Source organism: Shewanella sp. SW24 (assembly GCF_025653395.1).
GTDB classification, from domain to species: domain Bacteria; phylum Pseudomonadota; class Gammaproteobacteria; order Enterobacterales; family Shewanellaceae; genus Shewanella; species Shewanella oncorhynchi.
The window spans coordinates 86,107-98,648 of the sequence record NZ_JAKKSH010000015.1 but is presented as its reverse complement, the minus strand read 5'-3'; the positions used below and the strand labels follow the sequence as shown (position 1 = coordinate 98,648).

Genomic DNA, 12,542 nt, shown 5'->3' with positions numbered 1-12,542 from the left:
GGCAGATTGGACTTATAAAGGAGTGGCAGATGTCCGCTAACCCATCGTTTTTCAAGAGAATATGTTTGTTTATTTGGCACACCCTGAACGGGACGCGTAAACTCATCCTCAATCTAATCTTTTTTGGACTCTTAGCCGCGATCATTATCTCCATTGGCAGTAGCGAAGATATCCAAGTTGAAGATAATTCGGCACTGGTGCTTAATTTAGCCGGCTCTATTGTCGATCAGAAACAACAAGTCGATCCCTTAGAAGCCGCATTCAAACAAGGCCAAAATGCCAACGCCGATGGTGAAATCCTACTCGCTGATGTGCTTTATGTCATTGACAATGCAGCACAAGATCAACGTATTAGCGTACTAGTGCTCGATCTGGTCGATCTTAAACGTGCAGGGATCAGCAAACTACAATCTATCGGTAATGCACTCAATCGCTTTAAAGAGAGTGGTAAAAAAGTCATCGCCATCGGCAACTACTACGAGCAAAATCAATATTTCCTCGCCAGTTTTGCCGACACCATTTACCTCAATCCCCAAGGCGGTGTCTCGCTTGATGGCCTGAGTATGTACAACCAATATTTCAAATCGGCCTTAGAAAAACTCAAAGTCAAAGCGCATATTTTCCGCGTGGGGACCTTTAAATCTGCAGTTGAACCCTACATACGTGACGATATGTCAGATGCTGCGCGGGAAGCCAGTAGTGCACTGTTAGCCGATGTATGGCAAAGCTACACACAAACGGTTGCTGGCAATCGCAATATCGAACCGAATTCTCTGGTGCCCGACGCAACCACTTATTTGGCAGAGCTCGATAAAGCCAATGGCGATTCAGCCACAATGGCAATTAACATGAAATGGGTTGATAACCTAGCGACCACAGAAGATTTTCGTAAAACCATGCTAGAAACCGTAGGAAAAGCCAGCAGTGGTGACAGTTTCAAGCAAGTCAGTTTTTATGATTACTTAGCCTTAGTGACGCCATTACCCAGCTTTGTAGAGCAAGACAGTGTTGGTATTATTGTGGCAAGTGGCACAATTTTGAACGGCACTCAACCTGCGGGCCAAATTGGCGGCGAAAGCACCGCCGAGCTGCTACGTAAGGCACGTTTTGATAAGCACATTAAAGCCTTAGTATTACGCGTTGATAGCCCTGGCGGTAGCGCCTTTGCCTCTGAGCAAATTCGTCAAGAATTACTGGCACTTAAAGCAGCAGGTAAACCCGTGGTTGTGAGCATGGGCAGTTTAGCCGCATCCGGTGGTTACTGGATTTCAGCCAGTGCCGACTATATCTTCGCAACGCCAACAACACTCACGGGTTCGATTGGGATCTTTGGTATGATCACTACCTTTGAAGATTCATTGGCCAGTATAGGCGTGCATACCGATGGCGTATCGACCTCAGAATGGGCAGGATTATCTGTTACCCGCACACTTTCCCCCCAGATTGAAGCGATTATCCAACGTCATATTGAACGCGGCTATTCGGACTTTATCTCCCTGGTCGCTAAAGAACGTAAGATGACCATAGAACAAGTCGATAAGATTGCTCAGGGCCGTGTGTGGAGCGGTAAAAAGGCTCTTGAACTTGGCTTAGTCGATGAACTGGGTGATGTAGATGAAGCCATAGCTAAAGCCGCTAAACTCGCGGATATGACGCTATTTGATACCCGCGTCATCGAACAAGAGCTGACACCCGAACAAAAATTCATGCAGCAGATATTTGCCTCAGTATCGAGCTACCTGCCCGCCTCACTAAGTCAGTCATCGATGTTAGAGCAAATGCTACAACAGTGGACTAGCAGTTTGAAAACGTTAACCTCTTTCGATGATCCAAATAACGTCTACATCTACTGTGATACTTGCAATATGATGAACTAAATCTGCTAGCGTCTAGGTTGCTGCTCGCAACTTCAAGATGATGACAAAGACAAAGCCCGGATCTCCGGGCTTTTTTATTGGGTTTATGTCAGTAAAATCGTATAATTCGGCCACTTGAAGCTAAGAAAACGACAAGAATGACTAAACGCTCCATTTATGTTGCCTATACTGGTGGCACCATCGGTATGCAAAAGACCGATAACGGCTTTGTTCCCGTCGCGGGATTCCTGACTCAGTGCGTGCAATCTATGCCTGAGTTTTATCATGAAGAAATGCCGACATTCGTCATCCACGAATACTGCCCGCTTATCGACTCTTCCAATATGGCACCAACCGATTGGCAGATGATCGCCGACGATATACAAGCCAATTACGATAAGTACGATGGCTTTGTGATCCTTCACGGCACAGATACCATGGCGTACACAGCTTCGGCACTGTCATTTATGCTGCAAGGTTTGTCAAAACCTGTGATAGTGACGGGCTCGCAAATTCCCCTCGCCCAGCTGCGCTCAGACGGCCAAACCAATTTATTGAATTCACTTTACATAGCGGCGAATTATCCAGTCGCTGAAGTGTGTTTATTCTTCAATAACAAACTCTTTAGGGGTAATCGCTCGACTAAGGCCCACGCCGATGGCTTCGATGCTTTCGCCTCACCCAACTTCCCGCTACTGCTTGAGGCGGGGATCAAAATCAATCTGCGCGCAGGCAAAATCACGGTCGCCAACGATACCCCATTAGAAGTCGCTCATATCAGCCCACAACCTGTCGGTGTGGTGACCTTGTATCCTGGAATATCGACACAGATTTTTGAGAACATTCTGCAACAGCCAGTTAAAGCCCTCATACTGCTGACATTTGGTGTGGGTAACGCACCGCAGGATGCCGCCTTACTCAAAACCTTAAGGCAAGCAGATGAACGTGGCATAGTGCTGGTGAATCTAACCCAATGTTTTCAAGGTAAGGTGAATATGGGCGGCTACGCCACAGGCAATGCATTAGCCAAAGCAGGCGTGATCAGTGGCGCCGATATGACTATAGAAGCGGCCTTAGCAAAACTGCATTATTTGCTATCTAAAAATTTGCAACCAGCTGAGATAAAGGCAGCCATGTTACAAAATCTAGTCGGTGAACTGAGCATAGATTAAAGATAGTGTCTTCTAATCTGTTTGTTGCCCTCAAACGCTAGCAACAAAAAAGCCCATATTTGATGGGCTTTTTTGATTTAAACTCAGACTAGATTTCAGCTCAGACTAAACAGCACTAAATGAATATTTATTTTAAGACTTTTGCGGACCAAGATTTGCATTGAAGTTATTTGATATCAAATCAATGTTAGTCTTGATATCACTAACAAAAGATAAAATGCCAATCCCCTTGCTAACCTCAGACTTACGCCTAATACCTATAATAAAACACCCCTTACATGCCAATCAGTACGGCCAGTCAGAAATTATAAATCCTGCGCTTTAAAGCCGGCAATTGGCTCACCACGGAATTGCTTTTTCAGCTCGGCCTTAGACAGCTCATTAATTTTACCGTCAGATGCAATAGTGAAATGCTCTGTTTGCTCAAGCTTACGTGCTTGATACAACATCACCACCTGCAGAGTCGATTCACGCTGAGTCTCACTCAACACAGTACCATCCTCCCACTTACCCAGCTCTGCAGCACTGCGAAGCCTTTCATAGACTTCAACGGGCATTTGGTCGATCACTTGATTGATATCCGTCATACACTTTTCCGCTTATGTAACACGATTCTGACTCGTGTAATGAGATAACCTACAAAACCAAACACAAAGCATATTCCGGCGATATTCGCACGCATACCTTCGGCGGGTTCCCCACCCCAAAACCAAATCACCACACCAGCAATGAACAAGGTCATAGCAACGAAACTCTGATTCATTAAGCTGCTGGACTTTTGAATATGGCTAATGCGCGATAAGGACTCATTGTCGCCATCGGTTTTTGCTTGGCAATGGGGGCATGAAGGCGCTTTGCTCGACATACGTTTACGACACACCGGACATTCAATTAATGCCATATCAGCCTCGCCCTAACGTAACTTATCAACAACGGCGAGCATGGCAATTAGCGATGCTTCACCTAAATAAATACTGCGTTCTGGTGACCAACCCACAAAAGGATCGGCCAGATTGTTATTGTCTTTAAACGGCATCTCAAGGGTATTTGATAAACACTTGAAGGTCTGGGCAACCCAATTAGACGCTACGGTCAGATTCGCTTGACCGGGCTCATCTTTATCATACCCATACTGAGTTTGAAAATCGGCACTGGCTAAGGTCAATGCTTGACTAAAGTCCGCTTGCAGCTGCGCGAGTTTATCATTATAAGCGGGGACGCCTTCACAACCCGCTAGAAACACATAAGGTAAGCCTTCATCACCATGCACATCATAAAACAGGTCAACACCCGTTTGCAGCATCTTGTTGACGACGTGATATACCTCAGGGCTTTTTTCTAAACTCGGTGTTTGCCACTCGCGGTTAAGATTAATCCCAATCGCGTTAGTGCGCAGATGGCCTCTGACACTGCCATCGGGATTCATGTTGGGCACTATATAGAAATTGGCCTTATCAAGCAGCGCCTTTGCCGTGGGACAGTCATTATCGAGTAAACGATTCACTAGGCCTTCAACTAACCATTCAGCCATCGTTTCACCCGGATGTTGTCTGGCGGTGATCCAAATATTGCGTTTAGAAGGATCGCCATTCCCTACTTTCATCAGAGTAATATCGCGGCCATCTAAGGTCAGGCCTAAATGCTCTAAATTGACATCTGGGTGTAACTGGGCGCCGCTGAGTAAATCTAAATGACGCTCATAGCTGTAGGGTGCAAAGTAAGCGATTTGGATGGCATCGCAATCTAACTCTATGCTAATGCTCAGTTTACCGTCTTGATATTGAGTCGGAATACGGAACCAATGCTGGCGATCATAACTGGCCACCGCCTGATAATCTTCCCATCCCTTGGTATAAGAAGCGGTTCCCGCATTGATAATATTCAAGGTGTAATGGTTACCCACCTCACCTTCAAATCGAAAATTGAACCATTGATAAAACTCACCACCCGCATCAGGGCGGATAGCAAGTTGAATATCGTCTTTATTATCAAGATTGACGACTTGGATATTTCCGCCATCAAAGTTGGCACTGATCCGCATAATGATTCCTAATAGGTTGTTAAAACTAAGGGCAATTTAATGGCGTGCGACAGATAGCACACGGCACATTTTATTATATGGCCGATAGAATAAACCAAAACATCCCAAGGGGAAAACGAAAGCCATTAAATTCAGTCAAGACACTTGCAATCGGCCTTTAATTGACCAGTTAACACGCCTAACATCCACAAAAAATGAGCCTTTCACTATAAGTTAATGAAGATATTAGACCATAAAACTATAACCTTGGCCTCGTACTGTATTAATCAAGTTACGCGGCAAGCTGATATTGGCTAGCTTACGGCGAGTGTTACTAATATGCATGTCTAGATTACGGTCAAATCGGCCCAAATCTTTCTGTAGCACTGAGCGCTGCAACTCTTGCTTAGTGATGACTTGGCCTTTTCTTTCAAAAAGATATTTAAATAATTTAAACTCAGTTTGGGTCAAATCGACATAGCGGGTGCCAATAGTGATCCTATAGCTCATTTCATCGAAGTTAATCACTTTAGCCGCCACAGTCGCCATTTGCGGCGAGTGAGAGTGACCGGCACAGAGACGCCGCTCTAAGGCTCGTAAGCGGACAAAAATCTCTTTTATGCTAAACGGCTTACTCAGAAAATCATCTGCCCCCAATTCATAACCAGTGATGCGATCATCTTCATTGTCACGTGCTGAAATCATCAATACTGGCGTTGAACATTCACGCGCTTTTAGCAACTCAAATCCATTCATCTGTGGCATCACTAAATCAAGCACTATGATGTCTGGAGCAAAACTGTCAATGCATGCCAGACCCTCGATGCCATTAACCGCACACTTAACCTCATGCCCTTGTGTACATAGGGCATCAGCTAACCAAACGCTAAACAATGGATCATCATCGACCAAGAGTATTTTACTCATCCTTAAAGCCCAAACGAGAATCTATATCATTTATATTACCATGCGAATCGAGACGACTCTAGCGCTATTACATTCGTTAAGAAGTGTGATGTTGAAAACTGTGAACAAAATACGATATTAACAACCAATCAACTGATGATTAGCGACTCTAAAATCATCTCATAAACTCCCAATAAAAAAGCGCCCTAAGGCGCTTTTTAGAAACTAAGAGTCTGAACTTAGCTTAGAATTTAACAGTTACACCACCGTAAATCACGCGGCCGACTGTGTCATATACTTGTGGAACTGTACCACCATCGCTACCGTTAGAAACAGTAACTGGTTTTTCATCAGTGAAATTCTTAACGCCTAAACTGACAGTCGTCATATCATTGATATGATAAGTACCAGAAATGTTATGGTACAAAATTGAGTCTACATCAGTACCTTGAGCTAGATCTGTCATTCCGCCGATATAACGATTGAAGTACATAACACTCCAATCATCTTGACCCGCTGACAAGCTAAAGTTGTTACGAACTCGGGCATAAGCACCAAAGTTACCATCAATAGTACCAGTATAGCTTTCACCATCCTGCTCGAAGTTAACTAAGTAAGTTGTGTCATTGTTTAGTTTCCAATCTAAACCAATAAGCTCAAAGCTGTAGGCTAAGTTGAAATCTACACCACTCGTGTCTTGTGTACCCACGTTAGTTAAAGCATTCGTTAAATTATCTAAATCGCCATTAGCGCCGATATTGAAAATTTCACAAGATGCTGCACCTGTTGCATCGCCATCTACTTGGAATCTATGACATGCATCTAGACCTGCTTGAGTGTCCATACGTGCAATCGCGTTATCAACTTTGAAACTCCAGTAATCCAAAGTCACAGACATACCATCAAGATAGCTTGGCGAATACACTAAACCAGCCGTATAAGACTCTGATTCTTCAGGCTTTAAATCTGGATCTGATGTACGATTTACTAAAATTTGTGGATCTTGAGCATTGCCCCATGGATCATCTAAATAATCAAACGAACCTGAGTTACCACCATACAATTCAGCAACACTTGGAGCACGGAAACCAGTAGCCGCTACACCACGAACCATTAACTCATCCGTTGCTGCATAAGTTAAGCCAATCTTCCAAGTGGTTGCTTTACCAAAAGTAGAGTAATCATCTAAACGTAGCGCAAATTCACCCGTTAATTTCTCAGTGAAAGGCACACTTACTTCTTGGAAAATAGAAATAACGTTATAGTTACCATCTGTAGGGTCTTGTTGAGCAGCAGTACTTTCACCAGCAACAACTACAGGATCAGGATTATAAAAACCACTTTCACGACGGTATTCTGCACCAATCGCAAAACCAACGGCACCTGCTTTTAAATCAAACAATTCGCCATTTAAACCAGCAGAAAGTGTTTGTTGCTCATTACCACCATTTGCTTGCTCTGAATAACCGATTTCGTTAATCATTTGCTGTGTTAATGGGGTGCCACTAAACCATGCATTAGGATTTGCATAGATCGAATCAAGCATATCTGATGCATTGATAGAATTATCTACTGCAGTTTTAGCTTGGTTTTTACCATAGGTGTAGGTTACATCCCAGTTCATACCAGTATGAACATCTAAGGTGCCCGCTAAGCCACCTGATAAACGCCAAGTATCAGTATCCTGAGTATAAATACGAGGACCTACATCGTTAGTCCGGCGACGATAGTTAACTAAACCCTTATCATCGGCTTTAATACCTGCTGCGATCATGCCGCTATCAAGCGTTACACATGGAGCTCCGGCTGGAACGCCCGCCGCGCCACAAACATTTAGCATAAGATCAGCGGGTTGAGCAGCCATTTGCTGGTTAGAACGACGGTTGGTATAAATAGCATCTGCAGTTAACACAACATCATTACCTAACTCTTGAGTCATGTTAGCAAATAAACTACGACGTTCACTTGGTGTTTGATAGTAACTATCTTGGGTAAAATCATAACCGTATGAACGGTCTACCCAGTTGCCATTGGCATCTTTAATCTTGCCGCCTAAAGTACCTTCAGGGATAAATGAACTTGCACCAGGTTCAGTCCAATCACGGTCACCTTGGATCACGCCACGACGGTCAGAAAAAGCAGCACCAAAGGTGTAATTACCACCATCGGTATTGAAACCGTATAGTGCACTTACGTCGCCATTTTTACCGTCACCCTTGTCAGTGCCACTACCGTTAAAATCGAGCTGGAAACCTTCAAAGTCTTTCTTAGTGATAATATTCACTACACCAGCAATCGCATCAGAACCGTAAACAGCTGAAGCGCCGTCTTTCAGAATTTCAACACGTGCAATCATAGCGACTGGAATAGAGTTCAAATCCACAGAGCTGTTAGCACCGGAACCAGAGTTCACCATGCGGCGACCGTTTAATAACACAAGCGTACGTTGTGAACCCATGCCACGTAAATCAACTTGTGCAACACCGTCTGCACCGTTGTTTGTTGTTGAACCAATTGCCGCACCCGCCATCGAAGTCTGTACTTGCAGCATTTGGTCAACAGAAGTAAAACCTTCCGCTTTAATCGCAGCAGCATCAATAACGGTCACAGGAGATGCTGTTTCCATATCTTGGCGTTGAATGCGTGAACCTGTCACTTCAATACGTTCAACTTTTGCTTTTTCTTCAGCAGCAAATGCGCTTGACGTAACAAATGCACCAGTAGTGATAGATGCAACGATAGCTAAGTTAATAGCTGACGCTACTTTAGTTCTTTTGATCATGTATGAATGCTCCCTAGATCTTACTATTATTTTTATGCTTACAGCTTGTACAGCTATTGCTGTACTAGTGTTGCACCTGATACTGAGGATTCACTTTAACTCCGTCAATGCTCAAAATTTTAACCAACAAAAACAAATTGTTAATTATTGTGATTTATTTGGTTAATTAATTTGAATGCTATTTTTTAATACCCTTATTTACCACACTTATACAGAGTTAATCACCAAGATGTGGATATTAAGCAGATTTTAAGACTGTTAATAAGAAACATGAATGCAACATTTTGCACATTAAAAAATGTGATGCGGATCACACTTTTTAATCCTTATTAAAGTTATCTAGAAGAACAGTGTATTGATTAACTATTGTTAAATCTGCATATCTAGCAATATCCACCGATAGCCAAAGCGCTAAAATACCGATAAACATAGATAAATTGCATTAAAACAGAGATACACTATGTATCAATTGTGCTAATTATGCATTTTAACAACGTCTAAAATTATGGTTTAACAATTAAGGTACAAATAATTCTACACGTCTTTGAAATGACTATTTGTTACTGATCTTGCATATTAATTTTAAATATAAGTATTAGCTTCCAATCCCTCTAAACACTCCCTATTTCTTATTCTTAAATAAATGACTTACATCTCATACGGACCACATTCAAGGACAAATTTTCTTTATAAAAAAAGCGACCACTTAGGTCGCCTCTTAGAGTCTGTATCATCAAAATGATGATTACTCGGGTTTGATCAATTCGAAATGTTGATATGCCCGTGCGGTTGCAATACGGCCGCGGGGCGTGCGTTGGATAAAACCTTGCTGGATCAAAAAGGGCTCTAGCACATCTTCAATGGTTTCGCGTTCTTCGCCTATGGCTGCTGCTAAGTTATCGAGTCCAACTGGGCCACCCATAAACTTATCGATAATGGCGAGTAGTAACTTGCGATCCATGTAATCAAAACCTTCATTATCGACATCCAGCAAGTCTAGTGCATGGTCAGCAACAAACTTAGTGACAGCGCCATCATGCTTCACCTGCGCGTAATCCCGCACGCGGCGAAGCAGTCGGTTAGCTATCCGTGGTGTACCACGTGAACGGCGTGCGATTTCAAATGCACCTTCAGCATCAATATCCAGTTCCATCACCTGCGCCGAACGCGTGACTATGGTGCTTAAATCTTTGATGTTATAGAATTCAAGCCGTAGCGGGATCCCAAAACGCGCCCGAAGTGGTGAAGTCAAAGCCCCTGCCCGTGTTGTCGCGCCCACTAGAGTAAACGGCGGTAAATCAAGCTTGATAGAACGTGCCGCTGGCCCTTCACCTATCATGATATCCAGCTGGTAATCTTCCATCGCTGGATACAAAATCTCTTCTACCACTGGGCTTAATCGGTGGATTTCATCGATGAATAACACATCACCGGATTCGAGATTGGTCAAAAGTGCGGCGAGATCTCCCGCTTTTTCCAGCACAGGCCCCGAGGTGGATTTAATGTTCACCCCCATCTCGTTCGCAACAATCATGGCTAAGGTGGTTTTACCCAATCCCGGCGGACCGTAAATCAACATATGATCTAAGGCTTCATTACGATTCTTTGCCGCTTGAATAAACACCTTAAGCTGTGCCCGAGTGTCATCTTGACCCGTGTATTCATCGAGCATTTTAGGGCGCATTGCCCTGTCGATGGATTCATCTTGAGCTTGGATCTGCGGCTGGATGAGTCTGTCTGCCTCAATCATTGTTATTCCTTATCGCAGCTTTCATCTTAATTATCATCATTGTTCAATTAAAGCATCGATTTAAGGGCGGCTTTGATCAGGGTTTCTGAATCCATGCCCTCTTTGTAGGCTGCAGAAACCGATTTGCTCGCCTGCGGTGGTTTATAACCCAGCGAAATTAAAGCTGAAATAGCATCTTCTTCGGCGCTATTGACTGTCGGTGTGGGTGAGTAATTGGATTGCAGCACGAACTCACGCTCTGAGCCTGCGGAGGCTTCCATCAAGCTCTTGAGCTTATCGCGCATTTCTACCAGTAACCGCTCGGCGGTCTTCTTGCCAACACCGGGTAATTTCACTAAGGTCACTATATCATCGCGCTCAACGCAACCCACAAATTCTGCGGCTGTCATGCCTGATAAAATGGTCAAAGCAAGCTTGGGACCGACACCATTGGTCTTGATCAGTAAGCGAAATAACGCCCTTTCCTGCTTAGTGATAAAACCATAGAGAAGCTGTGCATCTTCACGCACCACAAAGTGGGTGTAGACCATAGTTTCATGATTAACTTCAGGCAGCTCATAAAAGCTAGTAAGCGGCATCTGCAACTCGTAACCAACACCGTTAACATCGATCAAAATTTCTGGTGCTTGTTTCTCAACGAGCACGCCCCGTAAACGACCTATCATCTGTACCGTCCGTATGTTCTTGCCGTTGCCCGGCCACTCAATGCAATTAAACTCTGGCTGGTGTGATAATGACACACAGCAACTCCGAGTGCATCTGCGGCGTCAGCTTGTGGGGCTGCGGGTAATTTAAGTAGTTGTTGGATCATGTGTTGTACTTGGGCTTTCTGTGCTCGCCCCGTACCCACGACTGCGCTCTTAATTTGAGTCGCACTGTATTCGGCCACAGGTAAATTGGCGACTGTGGCAGCAACAATGGCCGCGCCGCGTGCTTGGCCTAACTTGAGCGCAGAATCGGCATTTTTTGCCATAAATACGCGCTCAATCGCAAATTCGTCCGGTTGATACTGACGAATAATCTCAGTGATCCCATCAAAAATTTGCTTTAGCCTACCAGGAAGCTCTTCAGACGAAGTGCGAATACAGCCACTGCCGAGGTAAATCTGATGCCGTCCCTGACATTGGATCACGCCGTAGCCTGTGATCCGTGAACCTGGGTCAACACCTAAAATAATTGCCATTCAATACCTTATTTGGGATCTACATTTGCGTCCCTGTTCCTACGTTAGCGTTTGCGAGCTGAAATGGGCATCAATTGACGCCCCAATTCAGCTCACAGTCAATCTAGCCTAGGCTTGCCATCACATCATCGGAGATTTCCGCATTATGATACACCTCTTGCACATCATCGTGATCTTCAAGGGTGTCGATAAGGCGCATAAATTTTTCGGCGGTTTCTAGATCAAGCTCAGCTTTCGTCGAGGCTATCATCGCGATTTCGGCATTATCCGCCACAAAATGGGCGTTATCGAGCGCCTCTTTCACCGTATAGAAATCAACGGGATCAGTAAACACATCCACAGCACCATCATAGCTGACAATATCTTCCGCGCCCGCTTCAAGCGCCGCTTCCATCAATGCATCTTCATCGGTTCCCGGCGCATAGGATAACACCCCACGCTTAGTGAACAGATAAGAAACCGACCCATCCGTGCCTAAGTTACCGCCCGATTTACTAAACGCATTACGTACACCACTCACAGTACGATTACGATTGTCCGTCATGGTTTCAACCATCACAGCGGTGCCGCCTGGGCCATAACCTTCATAGAGAATGGTTTCGAGTTGCTGGCCTTCTAATTCACCGGCGCCGCGTTTAATCGCACGCTCAACCGTGTCTCGGGTCATATTACCACCGAGGGCTTTATCGATGGCGACACGTAATCGTGGATTGGAGTCGGGATCTGAGCCACCTTCACGGGCTGCAACGGTTAACTCGCGAATGAATTTAGTAAAGAGTTTACCGCGTTTAGCATCTTGAGCCGCTTTACGGTGCTTAATGTTGGCCCATTTACTGTGACCTGCCATGGGAAGTCTCCTCTACTTAGGTATCA

General features: G+C 44.4%; 11 protein-coding genes. 2 read left to right on the top strand and 9 right to left on the bottom strand.

Features of this window, described 5'->3' with window-relative positions:
- Positions 1-29 precede the first annotated feature (29 nt).
- Positions 30-1,877 carry a signal peptide peptidase SppA gene (sppA, locus tag L5M17_RS13835; RefSeq protein WP_263148151.1) on the top strand — a complete coding sequence of 616 codons (1,848 nt, stop codon included), beginning with the start codon at positions 30-32 and terminating at the stop codon, positions 1,875-1,877.
- Between the two features lie 137 nt (positions 1,878-2,014).
- The gene (gene ansA / locus L5M17_RS13830) at positions 2,015-3,028 is read left to right on the top strand and encodes an asparaginase (protein WP_006086774.1); all 1,014 of its coding nucleotides are present in this window, start codon (positions 2,015-2,017) and stop codon (positions 3,026-3,028) included.
- 305 nt (positions 3,029-3,333) lie between these two features.
- On the opposite strand, the gene L5M17_RS13825 is transcribed toward ansA, so the two are convergent.
- The 9 genes from L5M17_RS13825 to L5M17_RS13785 all read right to left on the bottom strand — a co-directional run bounded on the left by L5M17_RS13825 (position 3,334) and on the right by L5M17_RS13785 (position 12,516).
- The gene (locus L5M17_RS13825; protein ID WP_113940384.1) at positions 3,334-3,615 is read right to left on the bottom strand and encodes a YeaC family protein; all 282 of its coding nucleotides are present in this window, start codon (positions 3,613-3,615) and stop codon (positions 3,334-3,336) included.
- On the bottom strand, positions 3,612-3,929 hold the full coding sequence (locus tag L5M17_RS13820) for a hypothetical protein (RefSeq protein ID WP_028759858.1): 318 nt from the start codon (positions 3,927-3,929) through the stop codon (positions 3,612-3,614). Before L5M17_RS13820 ends, L5M17_RS13825 begins: the two co-directional genes overlap by 4 nt.
- Positions 3,930-3,941: 12 nt before the next feature.
- Positions 3,942-5,069, bottom strand: a complete 1,128-nt coding sequence (locus L5M17_RS13815) for a M14-type cytosolic carboxypeptidase (protein ID WP_263148148.1) — start codon at positions 5,067-5,069, stop codon at positions 3,942-3,944.
- 225 nt (positions 5,070-5,294) lie between these two features.
- Positions 5,295-5,975, bottom strand: coding sequence for a response regulator transcription factor (locus tag L5M17_RS13810; RefSeq protein WP_105252565.1), 681 nt, complete (start codon positions 5,973-5,975; stop codon positions 5,295-5,297).
- A 223-nt stretch (positions 5,976-6,198) separates the two neighbouring features.
- Positions 6,199-8,736, bottom strand: coding sequence for a TonB-dependent receptor plug domain-containing protein (locus L5M17_RS13805; RefSeq protein WP_028759855.1), 2,538 nt, complete (start codon positions 8,734-8,736; stop codon positions 6,199-6,201).
- Between the two features lie 745 nt (positions 8,737-9,481).
- Complete coding sequence (ruvB, locus tag L5M17_RS13800) at positions 9,482-10,486, bottom strand: Holliday junction branch migration DNA helicase RuvB (RefSeq protein WP_028759854.1); 1,005 nt, start codon at positions 10,484-10,486, stop codon at positions 9,482-9,484.
- 47 nt (positions 10,487-10,533) lie between these two features.
- Complete coding sequence (ruvA, locus tag L5M17_RS13795) at positions 10,534-11,151, bottom strand: Holliday junction branch migration protein RuvA (RefSeq protein ID WP_263148144.1); 618 nt, start codon at positions 11,149-11,151, stop codon at positions 10,534-10,536.
- A complete protein-coding gene (gene ruvC, locus L5M17_RS13790) occupies positions 11,148-11,669 on the bottom strand; it encodes a crossover junction endodeoxyribonuclease RuvC (RefSeq protein ID WP_006081743.1) in 522 nt (173 codons plus the stop codon). The genes ruvA and ruvC overlap by 4 nt, the downstream gene beginning before the upstream one ends.
- A gap of 103 nt (positions 11,670-11,772) precedes the next feature.
- A complete protein-coding gene (locus L5M17_RS13785; protein ID WP_263148142.1) occupies positions 11,773-12,516 on the bottom strand; it encodes a YebC/PmpR family DNA-binding transcriptional regulator in 744 nt (247 codons plus the stop codon).
- Positions 12,517-12,542: the final 26 nt, after the last annotated feature.